Source organism: Pelotomaculum propionicicum (assembly GCF_004369225.1).
GTDB lineage: Bacteria > Bacillota > Desulfotomaculia > Desulfotomaculales > Pelotomaculaceae > Pelotomaculum_B > Pelotomaculum_B propionicicum.
Genome location: NZ_QFFZ01000004.1, coordinates 74,520 through 92,202, shown reverse-complemented (window position 1 = coordinate 92,202; position 17,683 = coordinate 74,520). Strand labels below are relative to the sequence as shown.

General features: G+C 44.6%; 17 protein-coding genes. All 17 read right to left on the bottom strand.

From position 1 onward, the window contains the following. Positions 1 to 31: 31 nt before the first annotated feature. Positions 32 to 730, bottom strand: a complete 699-nt coding sequence (locus Pmgp_RS03060) for a sulfite exporter TauE/SafE family protein (RefSeq protein ID WP_282432868.1) — start codon at positions 728 to 730, stop codon at positions 32 to 34. 71 nt (positions 731 to 801) lie between these two features. After that, the gene (locus Pmgp_RS03055) at positions 802 to 2,802 is read right to left on the bottom strand and encodes an ASKHA domain-containing protein (protein ID WP_134212504.1); all 2,001 of its coding nucleotides are present in this window, start codon (positions 2,800 to 2,802) and stop codon (positions 802 to 804) included. 30 nt (positions 2,803 to 2,832) lie between these two features. Next, on the bottom strand, positions 2,833 to 3,177 hold the full coding sequence (locus Pmgp_RS03050; RefSeq protein ID WP_243119706.1) for a DUF6951 family protein: 345 nt from the start codon (positions 3,175 to 3,177) through the stop codon (positions 2,833 to 2,835). 44 nt (positions 3,178 to 3,221) lie between these two features. Then, positions 3,222 to 4,217 (bottom strand): CobW family GTP-binding protein, encoded by a 996-nt coding sequence (locus Pmgp_RS03045; protein ID WP_134212503.1) that lies wholly within the window; start codon positions 4,215 to 4,217, stop codon positions 3,222 to 3,224. Positions 4,218 to 4,663: 446 nt separating this feature from the next. Further along, positions 4,664 to 4,999, bottom strand: a complete 336-nt coding sequence (locus tag Pmgp_RS03040) for a hypothetical protein Pmgp_00613 (protein ID WP_393970598.1) — start codon at positions 4,997 to 4,999, stop codon at positions 4,664 to 4,666. 47 nt (positions 5,000 to 5,046) lie between these two features. Next, positions 5,047 to 5,862: an HAD-IA family hydrolase gene (locus Pmgp_RS03035; protein WP_134212501.1), complete on the bottom strand. Its 816-nt coding sequence runs from the start codon at positions 5,860 to 5,862 to the stop codon at positions 5,047 to 5,049. 47 nt (positions 5,863 to 5,909) lie between these two features. Continuing rightward, complete coding sequence (locus tag Pmgp_RS03030; RefSeq protein ID WP_134212500.1) at positions 5,910 to 6,728, bottom strand: methyl-accepting chemotaxis protein; 819 nt, start codon at positions 6,726 to 6,728, stop codon at positions 5,910 to 5,912. Between the two features lie 277 nt (positions 6,729 to 7,005). Next, positions 7,006 to 7,386, bottom strand: a complete 381-nt coding sequence (locus Pmgp_RS03025; RefSeq protein WP_134212499.1) for a hypothetical protein — start codon at positions 7,384 to 7,386, stop codon at positions 7,006 to 7,008. Positions 7,387 to 7,501: 115 nt separating this feature from the next. Next, on the bottom strand, positions 7,502 to 8,437 hold the full coding sequence (locus Pmgp_RS03020) for a uroporphyrinogen decarboxylase family protein (RefSeq protein ID WP_134212498.1): 936 nt from the start codon (positions 8,435 to 8,437) through the stop codon (positions 7,502 to 7,504). 215 nt (positions 8,438 to 8,652) lie between these two features. Then, a complete protein-coding gene (locus Pmgp_RS03015; protein ID WP_134212497.1) occupies positions 8,653 to 9,882 on the bottom strand; it encodes an acetate/propionate family kinase in 1,230 nt (409 codons plus the stop codon). A 71-nt stretch (positions 9,883 to 9,953) separates the two neighbouring features. Continuing rightward, positions 9,954 to 10,931: an electron transfer flavoprotein subunit alpha/FixB family protein gene (locus tag Pmgp_RS03010; RefSeq protein WP_134212496.1), complete on the bottom strand. Its 978-nt coding sequence runs from the start codon at positions 10,929 to 10,931 to the stop codon at positions 9,954 to 9,956. 32 nt (positions 10,932 to 10,963) lie between these two features. Then, on the bottom strand, positions 10,964 to 11,737 hold the full coding sequence (locus Pmgp_RS03005) for an electron transfer flavoprotein subunit beta/FixA family protein (protein ID WP_134212495.1): 774 nt from the start codon (positions 11,735 to 11,737) through the stop codon (positions 10,964 to 10,966). Between the two features lie 47 nt (positions 11,738 to 11,784). Further along, a complete protein-coding gene (xsc, locus tag Pmgp_RS03000) occupies positions 11,785 to 13,521 on the bottom strand; it encodes a sulfoacetaldehyde acetyltransferase (protein ID WP_134212494.1) in 1,737 nt (578 codons plus the stop codon). A 106-nt stretch (positions 13,522 to 13,627) separates the two neighbouring features. Continuing rightward, positions 13,628 to 14,284 (bottom strand): corrinoid protein, encoded by a 657-nt coding sequence (locus Pmgp_RS02995; protein WP_134212493.1) that lies wholly within the window; start codon positions 14,282 to 14,284, stop codon positions 13,628 to 13,630. 233 nt (positions 14,285 to 14,517) lie between these two features. After that, positions 14,518 to 14,895, bottom strand: a complete 378-nt coding sequence (locus Pmgp_RS02990) for an OsmC family protein (RefSeq protein WP_134212492.1) — start codon at positions 14,893 to 14,895, stop codon at positions 14,518 to 14,520. Positions 14,896 to 14,970: 75 nt separating this feature from the next. After that, complete coding sequence (locus tag Pmgp_RS02985) at positions 14,971 to 16,284, bottom strand: MFS transporter (protein WP_134212491.1); 1,314 nt, start codon at positions 16,282 to 16,284, stop codon at positions 14,971 to 14,973. A gap of 271 nt (positions 16,285 to 16,555) precedes the next feature. Continuing rightward, positions 16,556 to 17,617 carry a uroporphyrinogen decarboxylase family protein gene (locus Pmgp_RS02980; protein WP_134212490.1) on the bottom strand — a complete coding sequence of 354 codons (1,062 nt, stop codon included), beginning with the start codon at positions 17,615 to 17,617 and terminating at the stop codon, positions 16,556 to 16,558. Between the last annotated feature and the right edge of the window lie 66 nt (positions 17,618 to 17,683).

Genomic DNA, 17,683 nt, shown 5'->3' with positions numbered 1-17,683 from the left:
AACTTCTCATAACACTCAGAAAGCAATTTTCTTAAAAAAAAGTGGTAACCAGAGAATAGACAGCTAAAAATGCGACCAGTATGGGTATTCCCCGTTGAAAAAAATCCTGTGATATCCGCGGGAAGATAAGAAAACCCATTAGATTCCCCAATAAAGCAAAAGGTAAAAGGGAAACAGCAATAATAATTATTTGCAGATTTAATACCTGCTTACTTACAAGAACGATAATACTCACCAGATAAACCAGACTGAAGTAAGCAGATACGGTGGCCCTAAAATGTTCTTTCGGCAAGCCCTTGTAGTTTAAAAAAAGCACCACGGGTGGGCCTGGCATGCCGACACTTGTTCCTAAAAAGCCACTTGCCATCCCTACCATGGTCTCCGCCAGAAAACCGGTGGACCGGTTAGGCACCAAATTCAGGTAAAGCAGCAATGAAAAAACCAGAGTGGTAAAGGCGATAATTATTTTAAGCCACGTGGCCTCAAAAAATATAAACGCGTAAGCCCCACAAAAGATTCCTGCTATACTTCCGAGAAAGAGGCGACTGACCATCGGTATTAAAATTTCTTTCCGCACACGTAAAGAGAGAAGCGCTAGTGAATAAAAAGCAATTATCATGGTCAATTCGATCGCCGTATGCGTATCGTATATAAGAACTAACAGCGGCACCAGAATAAGCGCCGACCCAAAACCTGTCAGAGCCTGCAGCGCCATGGCCAGGATCACCATCAGGGCGGCTATAAACCAGGAAATTGTAAAAAAGGTCGCCATAATTTCCTCAACTCTTTCAAAATTAGTTTTTAAGGCTTTGGAATCTTATCTAAAAGATGTTGGATATGAGGAAATTTATCTCCAGCATGCGGGAAAGCCATGGCTGCAACAAACCGCTTCTGGAAATCAGGCTCAATAGCCGTTTCAATGAATTCTATCTCCCTGGCGATCCAGGCCGCCTCTTCGCGCTTATCCACATCAAACAATGCCAGCTTGGCGCCGTCACCAGCGGCGTTGCCGGCAGCCACGACGTTTGCCAGGTCGCAATCCGGAATCATACCTATTACCATGGCGCTTTCCCTGTCTATGAAATTTCCGAAAGCGCCGGCCAGGACTATGCTATCAATACAGTCAACACCCAATTTTTCCATTAAGTAGTTGGCTCCCACATACAACGCCGCCTTTGCCAGTTGAACAGCACGCACATCAGCTTGATTAAAGGTGATGTCCTTGCCAATAGATGTTTCCTCTGCCCAAGCCACAACGTATTCCGGCTTACCGTCTTCACCCTTTCTGATACGGTTGGAATTTAAGCCCATATTAAACCGGCCGTTCGATTGAATTATTCCCGCTTTAAAAAGCTCCGCGACGATGTCAATAATCCCCGAACCGCAAATTCCCTTGGCCCCTGTTGTTTTTAGCTCAGGATAAAATTGCTCCTGACCGATTACTTTATATGAAATTTCTATTGTTTCCGGATCGATTCGCGCCTTTTCAATCGCTCCCGGCGCGGCACGCATGCCAAACTTAATTTGAGCGCCTTCCAGGGCAGGCCCGGTAGCGCATGAGGTGCATAACATCTTGTCAGCGTTACCAATGTCTATTTCACCGTTAGTTCCAATATCTATACACATCCGTATTTTTTCTTGCTCTCTATAAGGCTCCTCGGCAATCAGCACACCCACGTTGTCCGCCCCGACAAAGCCGGCTGCTATAGGCAGGGTATGGACATAAGACGTCTGACATACTTTAATTCCCAGATCGCGCGCTTTAATATTCATAGAGCTTTTCACCCCGGCAATAAAAGGCGAACGGCCGAGAAATTTTGGTTCTATGCCAAGGGCAGCATGTTGCATGACAGTGTTAAAAACCATAACCACATCCACGATATCTTCCGGCAGAAATCCGTTTTTTTCAGCCAAGCGGCAGGTTAGTGTATTAATACCTTCAATTATGGCGTCACGCATGTGCCGCATGCCGCTCTCATTCATCATCACGTAGGATATCCGCGACAGAACATCCTCCCCGTAGCGTACCTGGGGATTCATCATGGAATCCATATCCAGAACTTTCCCGTTTTTCAAGTCACACAGGTACGCCACAACGGTCGTTGTTCCAACATCTACGGCCAGCCCCACGCAATGTTCAATAAGGCCGGGTTCAACCAATATGATCTCTCTGTTGTTCCATATGGTAACAGTTACATTCCAGGTATCTTTAGTTAAGGGCATGCCTTTATCAGTGATACGCCTGTTTTTGCTTCTCTCGTATCGTAAAATATTCGGAAGATTGCACAAAACAGGGAAGTCTATAGTTAAATCTTTTGTAAGCCCGCAACTTGCCGCTAAAGCGTCACGGATCCGCTCAAAGTCACCCCGCAGGTCACCAAGCGTAGCCGCTTCAACTTCGAGGGGGATTTTGCGCACAGCCGGATTAAGCTTGAAAAGACGCTCCTTTCCCTGCTCCAACACTACTTGTTTTTTTCCCCGGCTTTCTTCAGGCACAAATACCAGCACATCTCCGTAAATCCGGGTAGAACAGGCCAAACGGTAATTTTCTGCTATTTCTTTTTCTGTTAAGACTCCCCGTTCTTCTCCCGACAACCCGGAAAGGTGACTCATTTGAGAGTCCAGGTTAAACTTGGCAAAATAGCCCGCCTCGATTTTTACTTTGCATTTTCCACAAATTTCGGTACTACCGCAAACGCTTTCGATGTCTACACCTAATTGGCGAGCAGCCTCTAATAAAGAAATCCCTTCCTCCACCCGGCCGCGCAGGCCGGACGGTTGAAATATAATCTTAACGGCCATTAAACTCACCCATACTTCCCGAGATATCGATTAAGTTTGTTTTTTGCTGATTACCATGGTCGCGGTCTGAGGCAAAGCTATGCCTGCGGCAACTTCCACCGTTTTCAGAATACCCGGCAGGCCTGGACAGCTTGGATGCGGAATATATTTGGAAAGAACCTGGTAAACCGCCCCGAGGTGTAGTTTCTGGAACATTTCACGGTAGGCGTCCACCTCATGCAATTCATCCATGACTTTAAGGTAATTAGGACATTCGCTGTCGATCTTTATTTTGACATGCCTGCCGTCTTGGGAAACAGCTTCAACATTAATTTTGTAACCGCAGATACCGCTTCCAATAATTCCAGTAACTATAGTTCCAGCATACTTTCCCACTTGTTTTCACCTCAGCAACCGGCCCGTCTTATTTAAAAGTATATTTAAAATTCTTTTTTTACAAAATTATAGCTGCCCAACAATTGTTCCAGCGCATCTTGGGCTTCGGGCGCAAAGATAAAAACAAGTATGTTATTCAAGATTTCTTTTGCCGCGGCAGACTGTTCTATGATGGTATAATGACCCATTACGTAATTATAAAGAAACACCTTGGCATCAGCCGTTAGAAAACCCTTGGCGCGGACCACTTCTTTAGGCAACTGACTGGACAACGACCATATGGATGAAAGATCTCCCCCTTCCCAGGAGAAAGCGGCGGACATCAAAATATCCGGTGGAGTTATAGACGCCCGCGGGTCATTCAGCAGATCCTCAACATACTGGTCCAGTTCCGCTTCGGTCATTTGCCGGCAGGCGGCGCTGGTTTCTTTTTTTTCCGGCGTCTTAACAAGACCTAATATTCCGGCTGTATCTATATTGGCGAAGGTGGTTTCATAAAATATTGGGGAGGGATGGTACTTGCTGACCAGGTTTTTTGTTTCAAGTATTTCCTCCTGTGTAGCCAGATCGATCTTATTGATAATAAACCTTGTAGATGATGAAATCTGTCTTTCCACCGAAGCAAAAGTATTAAATTCATCTAAAATATTGGCCGCGTCAATAATGCAAAACTGTTCCTTGAACTTAAAGCAGCCATTAAAAATAGGCAGATTTAAATCCTTTTTCAGGTCAGTAGGGTTAGCTACGCCGGTTGATTCTATAACCAGCAGATCAGGTTTGATCTTCTGGGCAATCTCAAACAGACCTTTGATAAAATCAGTTTTGACGCAGGCACAGAAAATAGAACCTTTACTGATTTCGAAAATCTCCAGGTCTTGCCCCTCCACGAGCGCTCCGTCCACCCCGATTTCCCCAAACTCATTCATTAGAATCATAAGCTTACGGTCCCTGGGGAACTGGTTCACCAGCCTGTTTAAAAACGTGGTTTTGCCGCTGCCCAAAAAACCGGTTATCAGATATACGTCAGTTGTGCTTGACACATGGTCTACCCCCTAACCTTAAAAAGCTTAGCAGTTCAAATGCGGAACTTTTTAAAAAAAAGCAATGTTGTTAGAGACAGTTTAAGGAGAATACTTTTTTTGAATTGCGGAAATCAAGTCTTCCTGGGGCGGAATAGTGGATTCAAAGATCATCTCCTGATTTATAGCAATACTGGGTATGGATTTTGCGCGTAAAGACATTTTTCGATTAATCACGTCAATTCTTTCTATGTTCCATACCTGTAATTCGATCATAGCCTGAATTTCCTTCGGTAAAGCCTTTACCGATTCAACCATGTAGGTTCCGGACGCTCATTGATCGGTGGTTAAAATTTCAACAACGACCTTACTCATATATACCCCCACTTCCCTTTATTTACTCCCGCTTGTCCCGGAGCCTCTCCTTAGCAAACAGTAATCAATCGAGGATGCCTTCCCCTAAATCACTAGATTTCCTGATCTTGTCTCTTTTTTTCGATCAGCAACCTCAAGTACTCTTCCAACTCCTCCACCGGCGGAATTTGACTGAATGCAAGTTTGCCGTCAATAAAAATAGACGGGATCGGCGCGTGGCGGTGGTATTTTCTGACGTTCTCTTCCCCGTAAAGCGCCACGGATAAATCATAGAAACGTCTGGAGCCTTCTTTTTTAAAAATCTCTACAATGGACCATGTAAGCTCATTTTCGAAAACGGAGGCCGCGGACTTCACTGCCTCCACCATGTAAAAGCAACAAAGATTTTGATCCCCCGCATAAATGACTTCTAAATGTAACGGTGTCATATTTTTACTACCTTTTCACCAGTAATTTCTCTTGGCCGGCTTTTTATTTATAAGACACCTTGCCCCGGCAATTTACCTCTTTTCAGCCTTGACTCAATCTGACGGAAGATCACTTCTGCAACATACTTTATTGAAGGCACTAAAAAGTCAGGCTTTACTTTAGCCAGTTGATCGTAATCATTGCTGCCGCTACTATAAATACCAATGGTCCATGCTCCGGCATTACGGCCTTCATAAATCCCCGCCACAGTATCATCAACCTTAACCACCGTTTCAACCGGGTAAACATTCGCTTTATCCATACAATCAAAAACCATAAAGGGACTTGGCCTTCCTTTTACTGTTTCAGCATCAGTAGTTACGTCGAATACAAGATTGTATTTTTTTTCCAGTAATCTTCTCAAGGCAGTTGACGCTTCCCTGGTATAACCTGTATCACTGCCAACAACTATCCCGGCTTCTCTTAATGCTGCTATACATTCCAATGCGCCTTCAATTGGCTTGGCCAATTCTTCCCTAACAATAACCTCATTAAGTAATAGTTCATACTCTTGAAAGATCTGATTAAAATCTTTTTCAGAACAATCATGTCCATACTCTTTTATAAATTGGTTTTTAACATTTTCATCTTCAAGAAGCAATTGCAAGTGAGTTTTTTTATACAGCCCCATATGTTTTCTGATGGTAGCCCAGTCAACAACAATATTATGCTTGAGCAAGACCTCTGTAAAAGGAATAATCGGGGCTTTGCATCCTTTTAAGTCATCACCGGGATAAATATGCCTTAGGTCTTGCGGCCCATCACAAACAACACCAGCCATATCCAATATGACTAATTTGATTTTCCCAGCATACCTGCTCACTTTTTTACCTCTCGTTCCCCAATATTTACTTAAGTTACAGGTTGCAACTAATTAATAATTCTCGAGGAAAGGCCTCTTAATTGACGCGCGCTTTCTTCCAGATCTTGAAGTATACCGGCTACATTTTGTATTGCAGAGGCCTGAGAGTCAGTAACATCAGAAATCTGCTTTATATTATCCAAGAAACCGGCTATATTTTTGTTGACAGCGTCTAAATTCTTTGAGGTTTTATCAACATTGTTCCTGGTGCTTTCCGCCAGCTTGCGAATTTCTCCGGCCACTACGGAAAAGCTGCGGCCATGTTGGCCCGCCCGGGCGGCCTCAATAGCCGCGTTTAAACCAAGCAGGTGAGTCGCTACAGATACTTCATTGATTAATTCAAGCATTTCCCTCATTATATCTAACTCTTTTTTTATTTCATCCGCGTTTTTAACCATTTCACTGGTTGAGGCGGCTTGTTGCTGGGCTGCCGCGGAAAGTTCGGAAGCTTCAGAAGTACCGCTAATAATCCTCTCTTCCAGATCGCTTGAAATCTCCTGAATTTTATCAACTATGGTTGTTTCAGTAGAGTACACAATACTCCCCACTATTCTTCCCATTTGATCAGTAACAGGAACACCGACACCCATAAAAGGAACCCCGTGTAACTCCTTTGATATAAAGCGCACCTGTCTTTGGGCGGAGCGTAAGGCTTCATGCGCTATAGAACCCGGCTTAACCGGGTCATTGACCTTTATTCCCAGCTTTAAATTACCTTCCGAGTACCAGACAAATCTCTTAAGATCGGTAATGCCTAATGTATAGCCTGGTCCTAAAAGACTTTTAAAAAAATGAGCAACGTTGATTATTTTATCTAAAACTTCCATAAACTGAAAACTCTTGAACCTCCTTTCAACAGTTAAAACTGCGGGTGGTTTATACGGCTAAAAGTAAAATGGCTTATAGTACACCCCTTCATGAGATGTTGCAGCAACTAAAGAGAGACCCCCTGACATGGATAATCTCCTTTCAGGCCTGTACCAGGAAAAGGTTTGACCTGTTTTAAAGGTTATCCATGTCAAAGGAATGTAAAGGAAAGGAGAGAGATATATATGGATGCAAACTATCGCACTAACTGAAAGAGGTTAAATAATAACCTCAAGCTCAAAACTGGCCAGCGCCTGCTTTTTGCAGATTTTCTTTAATATTGTCAAAATTAAATCCCACTTCACGCAATGACAATAACCGTTCTTTCATTTCAGGAGAGGAGGCCCGCTTCGCCAGTTCATCAATAAGCTCTTCATACTGGGGTATGATGCTTTCAAAAACGAGATCTCCTTCTATACAAATCGTTGGGAGCACCTTACCTTTTAGCTCCATGAATTTACCGATACCGTCATTGCCCTTGATTGACCATTCCTTATATTCAATCACCTCCTGGACATCGGGAGGCATGGCCGCGATTGATTCCATCATGTACCCGCAAGCGGCGCATTGCACGCTGTCCAAGGTTAAAACATCGATTTTAATTTTTTTCTCAGGCATGTTATGTCCTCCCGTCTTACCAGGATGCCGGGTACTTGGGATAGTAATTGTAGAACCAGTCTTTTGCGTCTAAAACCTGCTGCATATGTTCCGCAGGAACATTAAAGGGCATGTCTCAGCCGGGGGCAAGAGTGAAACCCTCCGTACCACCCGCCGCCAGGCTTACGATGGCGTCCTCGCGGGGTGACAAGATACCAAGGGAAAGAGCCAGGGTCAACTTGAGGTTGCCGGCAAATCCAACCTTGTATTTGAGGGCCAGGTCGCGGACGAAATTCATGTTCATTTGCTCGTCAATCCCGAACCCGTGGGTGCCGAGTTGGCAGACAGATTCAAGCACTTTCGTGGCGTCACCGCAAATAAAGAAAACAGACGTTTTACCCAACCGGTGAATGGCGGCGATTGCGCTTTGACAGTAAGCGTGGACAAATTCTTTAAATGTTTCATTTTTAATCTGGGAAGCCACCGGATCTACGATGGCAATAATTTCACAGCCCATCTCAGCATACATTTCCACTGATTTCTCCACGACTTGCGCGCAGAATTTCATTACACTGTGTGCTCTTTCCTTCTGCTTGACAACGTCGGTAAAAAACCTCACTCCCGCCAGGTGACTGGCCAACGTAAGCGGCCCGCAAGCAAGGCCCAGCAACGCGCAGTCTAATTCATCCAACTGGGGCTTGGCGATCTTGGCAGCTTCAAAGAGTACCGGCCAGCGTCCGTCATCGGGCCCCGGCACCTTCAAACCGGCCTCGTCGACTGTTTTATTAGACAGGGGGTGGGACTGTACCGAAGGAACATTGTCATTCCAATATTTGATTTCCAAGCCCATGGCTTCTGCTTCAACAGACAGGTCAAAAACCAGGGGGATGCCGTCCGCTTTGTACTTTCTGGCTGTTTCCACCAGGCCTTTTGCCAGCAGTTGCGGATCTTTCAGGTATTTGTCGGCCGGCTCATTAATCACATACGCGCAATGCACACCCGAATAGGGAAGCCATGGCGCCGTGTCGGTCTTCTTGCCCCGGAGGGCGTCAATCAGCATCTGTTTGGCCACTTTTTTAACCTCCTTACGATATACTTGAATACTTTCGTAAAGTCCTACCGTTTGTCATTGCGAGCGTTAAGCGAAGCAATCTCCGGCTCTTACCCCCGCTTTATACTGTTAGATCGCCACGTCGCTTTCACTCCTCGCGATGACAGAACGGTCTTTGCAAACCGACTTTCCGAAATTACTCTATACTTGAAAAGATGATGACTTTTCCCTACTGACTAACTGATCATCTTATGGCTAGAGCAGCATTTGGCAACTGAGATGGTTTCTTGAGCAATCATTTTTTCCTCATCGGTTGGAATCACAAGCACTTTTACCGTTGAATTTACCGTCGATATTTCAATTTCCGCCCCATTTTCTAAATTCAATTGCTCATCAATTTCAATTCCAATGTTCACAAATTTCTCACATATCCTTCTGCGTATTTCTGAAGAATTCTCTCCAATACCAGCTGTGAAAACAAGGATATCAAGACCTCCCATGACTGGGATTAAAGAACCGATAGATTTGGCGACTCTGTAAATAAACATATCCAAGGCAAGGCGGGCCCTGTCATTTCCCGCCCCGGCATCCTTTATAACATCTCTGAAATCGCTGGAAGCGCCAAATATCCCCAACACCCCACTTTTTTCATTAAGGACTTTGACCACCTCCTCCAGAGATATCCTTTCTTTTTCTGCCAGAAAGGGAATAACCGCGGGATCTATATCGCCGCTGCGCGTGCCCATCATTAAACCGGCCAAAGGAGTCAAGCCCATAGTAGTATCAATAGATTTACCGCTTTTTATCGCGCACAGGCTGGCTCCGTTGCCTAAATGGCAGGAAATAATCTTCAGATCTTCAACCTTGGACTTGTCGCATAAAATTTCAGCCACCCTTTGAGCCACGTATTTGTGAGAGATACCATGAAAGCCATATTTCCGTACCTTGTATTTTTTATAATAATCATATGGTATGGGATATATATACGCGTAATCCGGCATGGTTTGATGGAATTCAGTATCAAAAACAGCGACCTGAGTGGCATGATTTATAAGCTTTTGGCATATCTTTATTCCAGCAATGTTATGCTGCATATGGAGTGGCGCCAGTTCGACGCATTGTATCAGTAAATCCAGCACCTCGTTATCTATTGCTACAGGACTGCTGAATCTCTCGCCGCCATGCAGAATACGATGGCCTACAGCCTGTATTTCATCAATATTTTTTATCACACCATAATTATCATGGGTAAAAAGATGCAGGACCGTCTTTATCGCCTCTTCATGCCCGGACAGCGCATATTCTATACTGATTTTTATATTTTCACCAAGCCCTAGATGCTTAATTCTTGATCCCTGCATGCCAATTCGCTCAGCCAAACCTTCAGCTAAAACAATATTCGCATCAGTGTCATATAGTTTATATTTAACGGAGGAACTACCACAATTTAAGACTAAAACCTTCACAACGGTTCACTTCCTGTTTTTACTGCGATTTATTACGGGTAAGTTACGCAATGTGATACTGGTATTTACTCTTAGGAAGAAGCTTTTAGTTTCTTAAATTCTTCTGTAAGCAACGGCACTACCTCAAAAAGGTCGCCTACAATGCCGTAGTCAGCTATCTTGAAGATATTAGCTTCCGGATCGTTATTGATTGCAAAAATACACTTGGAAGAACTCATTCCAGCGAAGTGTTGAATAGCTCCTGATACCCCGCAGGCAATATATAATGTAGGTGATACAGTTTTACCGGTCTGTCCTACCTGCATACTATGCGGCGCCCACCCGGCATCTACGCTTGCTCTTGAAGCGCCCACAGCTCCTCCGAGGACGTCGGCAAGCTCTTCCAACAGCTTAAAGTTTTCCGGACCCTTAATTCCCCTACCACCTGTCACAACTACATTTGCCTCGGTAAGTTCCGGTCTTTGGGAAACCTGTCTGACTGCATCTATAACTACTTGCCGGATATTTCCGCAGTCAGTAACAGTTTTGACTATTTTGGGATCTTTCTTATTCTGTACAGCGGCAAAGGTATTGGGGCGAATGGTCGCTATAACGGGGTTTGTTTTACAGGAAGCTTTTACAGTTGCCTTACCCGCGTATATAGGACGGGTGAATACCAGTTGGCTGTCAATAACCTCGATGCCGGTGCAATCAGTCAATAAACCTGTCGCAAGACGCTGGGCTACCTGTGCGGCCAGGTCACGTCCGTTGATAGTGCATCCAATCAGTAGAGCTCTTGGCTCATATTTTCTAATTAAATCTGACATTACATTGGTAAAGCCATCAGTAGTATAGGTTTTCAGCACATCGTTTTCCGCAAGATATATTTTGTCAACTCCGTACTCACTAAGGGATTCTACCAAGCTGTCATTACTTTTACCGATTAAAACCGCACATAATTCATCCTCAATTTGGTCTGCTATCTTTCTTGCTTCACTAAGAGTTTCGAAAACAACCTTCTTGATCAGGTTTTCACGGTGTTCAACAAAAACCCAAATCCCTTTTGTCATGCGAAATTCACTCCTCAAATTGTAATCAAAACTTATACAACCACTTTTACTTTTTCGAGTATAAGTTTTACAGCTTGGGAAACAGCCTTGGCAGGTTCGTCCTGTATAACTTGACCTGCCTTGCGAGGTTCCGCCAGCGTATAGGACACCGGTTTCACCTTGGCGGCAATCTGATCTTCAACCAAGCCCAATTCACCAAGTCTGATAATTTTTACAGGTTTTTTCCTGGCCTTCATAATCCCCTTCATTGAGGGATATCTAGGTTCGTTAAGTCCTTTCTGGGCTGTGAATACCGCCGGTAATTTAACCTCTATAACTTCACTGCCGCCTTCGATGTCACGGGTAGCTTGAGCCTTGCCATTCTCAATTTTGATTTCAGTAATCATATTAACAACCGGAATATTTAAGCTCTCAGCCACTCTGCCCGCTACCTGACAAGACCCGTCGTCTATAGCCCTAAAACCTCCAAGTATGATATCGTACTCCATTTTACTAATAACCTTGGCTAATATAGTCGCGGTAGCATACTCATCCAACTCTACATCACCGGGTACCACCATCACAGCCTCATCAGCGCCCATTGCTATGGCCTGCCTCAAGGCATCCTGGTCTTGCTCCTTATCTACGCTGATCACTGTCACTTCACCATTTGTCTTTTCTTTTATCCGCAGTCCCTCTTCTACCGCAAATTCATCATAGGGGTTCATAATCAGTTTAACCCCCTGGCCATCTATCTTCCCATTGTTGTCCAGACTAAGTTTGGCCTCGGTATCAAAGGTTTGTTTAGCTAATACAATAATTTTCATATTGTACCTCCCACATATTTATCTCATTAATTATACAGATCTTTAAATCACCAGTTTCTGTAATCCAGATGTTGGTATTTGGGCAGGTAACGGGTGGGTAGAGCCAAAGCATCTTTTCGGAATGGTGGAGCAAGTATACTACCGTCTACCACAAATTCAAGAACAGTTGGTTTACGGGATATCAAAGCATCTTCTATAGCCGCCCTTACAACGTCGGGACTGTCAACTCTCAAACCAGCGGCGCCCATTGCCTTGGCGACAGGGATGAAGCTTTCGGGATTGGGTATGTCGCAACCAAGGAAACGGTTATTGTAAAAATCAATCTGGTTCTTCTTCTCGGCGCACCAGGCCATATTTCTGAAAACACAAGCAACCACAGGCAGATTGTGCTCAACGGCGGTGCTTACTTCGTGCAGGCTCATGCCCCACGCGCCATCACCTATAATAGCAACCACCGGGGCATCAGGTTTGCCGAGCTGCGCCCCAAGTGCGGCGGGATATGCAAACCCGGTGTTCCCAAAGGTCAATGCGGCAATATGCTTACCTTCCGCGGTGAATTTTAAATAACTGTTGGCAGTGGAGGAAACGTTTCCTATATCAGTGGTAACGATAACATTTTTGGGTAAGGCCTTGGAGATTTCCAGCAATGCCCTGCGCGGATTCATTGGCTGGCCTTCAACCATCGCTTCACGTACTATCTCATCTTCCCAATCAATCTGGCGGGATTTAATCTTTTTTAAGCGTTCTTCATTAATTTTTAAATCGGGAAACTTAGTCTCCAGCCGCTTCAAAATTTCAGCGCTGGCTTCTTTGGCGTCGCCGATAATACCCACTTCTATTGGGTGCGTACGGGCAATATGTTTGGGGTTGATATCAATTTGGATAATTTTGGCTGCTTCCGGGAAGTAATTAATGTCATATTGAGGCAGCGTACCGAATACAGACAGCCTGGTACCAATGGCCAGAATCACGTCTGCTTCTGACAAGCTATGCATGGCCGCTTTTGATCCCATATAGCCTATTGGGCCTACCCACAGCTTGTGGTCAGCCGGAAAGGCATCATTATGCAAGTATGAAACTGCCACAGGAGCGGTTAATTTTTCGGCTATTTTCGCCACAATAGGAATCGCGCCGGAATCAACGACGCCTCTGCCGGAAACAATAACCGGACGTTTCGCGCCAGCTAAAAGTTCGGCGGCTTTGTCGAGGGATTCAAGAGAACCACATCCTCTTTTATCAACTCGATACTGGTGAGGTTCCAATATCGATTCCTCACATTCGCCATAGAAATAGTCTCTCGGAATATCATACAATACCGCGCCGCGTTCAGCATAAGCGATACGAAAAGCTGTCCTTAGACAATCCGCAGCCCTCTTTGGATGAGGAACCCTTACGGTGGCCTTGGTAATGGCTTTAAATACAGAAACCTGATCACATTCCTGGAACCCGTCCCAACCAATTGTAGGTGTGCCGGCGGAAGGCGAAATAACAACCAGGGGGCTATGCGCCATATTAGCTGCCGCCACTGAAGTCACCATGTTGGTGATACCAGGTCCGTTTTGCCCGGTACATACACCACATTTTCCAGTCACACGTGAATATGCGTCTTCCATGTGCGCCGCGGTTTGTTCGTGACGTACAGGTATGAATTTAATTCCCGCGGCGGGAAAAAGGTCAAGCATATCCATAAACGCAGAACCGACTATACCCGTTAAATGATCGACCCCTTCCGCTACAAGAGTCTCAACGATAGCTTCACTTGGTGTCATTTTAATCCGTTTCATAATTAAAAATTCCTCCTATACTAATAGTTAGATTAATTAAACTTTGTATACTAGCGCAATAATCCTTAGTTTTTCGCAGTTAAAACCTGTGTTTATTGCATTAATATTAGTTATTTAACGACTCAACGATTCTAATAGCTTCTTTCAAGGCTTCGCTCGCGTCTTTGCCATACCCGTCGGCCCCAAACAACTTAACTATGTCAGCTGTAACCGGCGCGCCGCCAATCATGAATTTCACATTTGGATTTTTAGCTTTTATTGCTTTTATAATATCTTTCATCTGAACCATGGTTGTAGTCATCATAGCCGAGATTGCCACAATTTCCGAATTAGTACGTTCCTGTTCTTCCACAAATTTTTCTAAAGGTACATCACTTCCAAGGTCATGAACGACAAAACCGGAAGACTCCAACAATATCTTGACGATATCTTTGCCGATGTCGTGTACGTCACCCTGTACTACACCCAATACTATCTGACCACGACTATTTGATTTGTCATTAGCCATAAACGGTTTGAATATGTTCAATCCAGCATTTAAAGCGTCGGAACACATTAGAAGTTCAGGTACAAAATATTCCTGCCTTTCATATAGAACTCCGACCTCCTGCATCCCCTTAACCAGACCTTCAAATACGGCTTTATGAGGGTCCAAACCCTCTGCTAAATACTGTTCTGCCACAGCTTTAACGCCTTCATCATCAAAATTAACTACTCCTTGCGCAAGTCTAGTTAAAAATTCACTTTCCCTTGAGAGATCCATCTTTTCTCCCTCCTTGTTTGTTAAAGGATTTGCCCCATTATCCATTACACTTAAACTTTATGTACATATCGCTAATTAACTTTATTCACTGTACTTTGGGGTAACGTGATAATGGGGCATCATATTCCACCTTAGCTCAGTAATGCTAATAGTATTAGCGTAAAGCAGCACTTACCGTTTCTACCGATGATATTTCAAGAAAGAAATGTTTAACCGTTTGCTGTCATGGTAAGTTAAGCTATAACAAATTCAAGCTGTTGAGACAAGGTTTGTTGAACCGGACAGGTAGTGGCTACATTATATAAATTTTTTCTTTCGTCTTCGGATATATCCCCTTCTATAGATATTATTTTTCGAAATACAGTTTTATCCTGTGTAGTACGATCTATTTCAACTTCTACTGTAACAGATCGTACCGGAATACCATGGTTAGAGGCATACATTCGTACTGATATGGCTTGGCAGGTTCCCAAGGCTGCAGCTAAAAGGTCGTGAGGTCGAAAACCAGCATTTCCACCACCATATTCCAATATAGTATCAGCTTGCAATTGATGAACCCCGTCAGTAACCAGACAACTATACGGTTTTCCAGTTGTTATAACCTTAACCATGTTAATACTCCTTTTCTTAAGGTATACTCACATTACTAATTTAACTTGGCCAAAACAATCATTAATAATGATTTATTATTTACCGGTTATCTCTTCCAATGACTTACCCTTGGTCTCAGGTCCAAACACTACCGCCAGCAAAACAGCTACCCAGCATAGCGCGGTCCATGACACCGCCCGGCCGGTGCCTATATTCTGAGACAACACACCTATGAGCCAGGGAGCCAGCGCGCTTAAAAGACGTCCCGTTTGGTTAGTCAATCCGGTAGCGGTGCTGCGCATTTTTGTCGGGAACAACTCCGGCAGATAGGTCATGATTCCGCTGTATGTTCCGTAGATGCCAAATATAGTTGTGGACGAGAGGATCATGAACCAAGTCTGAGTTGGCGCCCACAGCAATGCAAGCGGCATGCTAATGCCCGCTATTAATGCCCATAAGAGAAAGGCCGGTTTTCTGCCCCTCCAGTCGGCGTAGGGACCCCACAGCAGGAATCCGAATGATCCTACCGCGTTTGTAATTAGGAACCAGGTCATTCCCTGCCCAACAGAGTATCCTTTTTCCAACATTACATAGGCCGGCACCAGTGTAAGGAATGCCCACAATGTTGTCAGCTGCGCGAAGGGAGCGGCTAACCCAATCAACCAGTTCTTACGCCACTGGGGAACCTTGAAAAGGTCTCCTATATCTGACAGTAAGCCTCTGCCTTCCGCCTTCTCCTTGCGACGTTGTTCAGCAACTTCCTTAAACCGGTCGGTTTCTTTAACTGTCAGCCACACATACGGTATAGCCAGGAACAACCCCCCGATACCGCCGATTAAGTACACCGAACGCCATCCCCAGTGAGGAACCAGGAACCATACAAACAGCGCTCCAATACACGCCGATATTCCCCACATGCCCATCATTAAACTGGCGCATTTTGATCTGTGTTTGGCAGGCCATGTCTCTGCAATCAGACTTGACATGGGCGCCTGCGCTCCTACAGCGCCAAAACCGGTAATCGCTCTAAAAAATGCCATCCAGCCCCAGCTGGGAGCAAAAGAGCAACATAGCGTACCTATGCTGTACATGAAAATGGCAAAGATGAGTGATCCTTTTCGACCCAACCAGTCCCCGATAAAACCGACCAGCATTCCTCCGACAATTTGTCCGCCAAGGAATATGGTTACGATCAATCCAGCAATATCTTTACCGATAGCAAACTCTTTCATCATCATTGCCAGCGTAAGTGAAAACAGCATTGAATCCAGACCGTCAAAAATGTAGGCAAATATTACCGCTGACAGTACCTTCCACTGGTAAGGCGTTATGCGTTCCGTCTCTGATTCAAACTTAGGCCCGCTTGGCGCAGGCGTATTAACCTGCGGCGAAGAAACATTGCTTGGCATTGTAACAGCCCACCTTTATTCTAGTTATTTAAATCATGTTTTCTAAAGGCCAGCCTACTATGACAATGAGCCCGGAATATGCTATTATAATGTTGGCTATGTTCTCTAGTAGAGCTTCTGGGTCGGTGGCTGCCGACAAGTGCCGGTTGGCTTTGTCAGCAACCACCTTAAGAAATGCTCGTACTATACTAGAGGCTGGCTGGTTACTCCGGGAGCAGGCACTATATGGGGAGAAGGTCGCCAAAACTAACTGCCCATTGTGCTTGCTCCTTTAATGTAGATGAACAAAGTCAAATAGTGTTTTCACATGAGAAAAGGGTGTGGCGGGAGCCAGATCACATGCCGGAGCCAATATAAACCTGTCGTGCCCCTCCATTTCAGCCATTATCTTCTTAAGGTCGCCGATAATTTCCGTTTCACTTGCACGCTCAAGCCGAAGCGTATCAAGATTTCCCATTATACATTTGTTTTTCAGATGGTCTCTGGCATCCTTTAATGGCACCTTGCAGTCTATACTGACAGCATCCATGTTCTCTATATTATCGAGCATGGTCAATTGGTTCGCGAGCAGTTTGCCACATATGTGAACCATTGTTGGCAACCCTTTACGGTGATATGGTTCCAAACACTTATTTAGCGCGGGCGCCGTAAATTTTTCAAATATCCTGGCGGATATCATATCTCCGGACGCCGTAGGTTCAGGCAGATAAATCATATCCACCAGCCCTTTATCCACAAACGGCCTGTAATATTCACAAACTGCATTAACAGATAAGTCAATTACCGCCTTTGCCGCTTCAGGATCTTTAACCATTATCCGCATCAAACTTTCAACGCCTATCAACTGTCCCGCCAGTGTAAAAGGACCCCATGTAAGAGGCGCGATTACACAGCTTTCCTTTAAATGAGCCTTAACCTGTTCAGCTACGGCAAGGAAAGAAGCCAGTAAAGAATCTTCCCAAATTTTCTTGAAATCAAAGTTATGGCATTCCTTAATGAACTTCTCTGTTTCTTCAGCGGAAAAACCCGGCAAGTAGGGTGAATAATCAGCGGTATATACTAAATCTACTCCTCTGATTAAAGCGGCAATTACATTGTTATAACCAGCCCCCACATAAACGATTCCCTCACCTAACTTATTTGCCAAACTGACCATAATGGTGCTTAACGCGGCAGGATCTTCGATCAGTTTGCCGGCCATTTCCCTGAAACTACTGCCACCCTGTTTTAATGTCCACGCCCCACCGCCAATCAGGCTAACCGGGCGCCGGTCCGCCTTTACCGGCTTAACCAACGTGTCTAATAAAAGTTGCTTGCTATTAATTTTTTTCACCTCCTTACTTTTAAAAGATCCGTATGCATTTGGTGGGAAAAGCAATCAATTCTTTTCCCACCAGTT

What these genes read in the sequence shown, in the direction of transcription:
- Pmgp_RS03060 (WP_282432868.1), bottom strand. Translation starts at nt 730, where the DNA reads ATGGTGATCCTGGCCATGGCGCTGCAGGCTCTGACAGGTTTTGGGTCG.
- Pmgp_RS03055 (WP_134212504.1), bottom strand. Translation starts at nt 2,802, where the DNA reads ATGGCCGTTAAGATTATATTTCAACCGTCCGGCCTGCGCGGCCGGGTG.
- Pmgp_RS03010 (WP_134212496.1), bottom strand. Translation starts at nt 10,931, where the DNA reads ATGACAAAAGGGATTTGGGTTTTTGTTGAACACCGTGAAAACCTGATC.
- Pmgp_RS02985 (WP_134212491.1), bottom strand. Translation starts at nt 16,284, where the DNA reads ATGCCAAGCAATGTTTCTTCGCCGCAGGTTAATACGCCTGCGCCAAGC.
- Pmgp_RS02990 (WP_134212492.1), bottom strand. Translation starts at nt 14,895, where the DNA reads ATGGTTAAGGTTATAACAACTGGAAAACCGTATAGTTGTCTGGTTACT.
- xsc (WP_134212494.1), bottom strand. Translation starts at nt 13,521, where the DNA reads ATGAAACGGATTAAAATGACACCAAGTGAAGCTATCGTTGAGACTCTT.
- Pmgp_RS03030 (WP_134212500.1), bottom strand. Translation starts at nt 6,728, where the DNA reads ATGGAAGTTTTAGATAAAATAATCAACGTTGCTCATTTTTTTAAAAGT.
- Pmgp_RS02995 (WP_134212493.1), bottom strand. Translation starts at nt 14,284, where the DNA reads ATGGATCTCTCAAGGGAAAGTGAATTTTTAACTAGACTTGCGCAAGGA.
- Pmgp_RS03005 (WP_134212495.1), bottom strand. Translation starts at nt 11,737, where the DNA reads ATGAAAATTATTGTATTAGCTAAACAAACCTTTGATACCGAGGCCAAA.
- Pmgp_RS03040 (WP_393970598.1), bottom strand. Translation starts at nt 4,999, where the DNA reads ATGACACCGTTACATTTAGAAGTCATTTATGCGGGGGATCAAAATCTT.
- Pmgp_RS03025 (WP_134212499.1), bottom strand. Translation starts at nt 7,386, where the DNA reads ATGCCTGAGAAAAAAATTAAAATCGATGTTTTAACCTTGGACAGCGTG.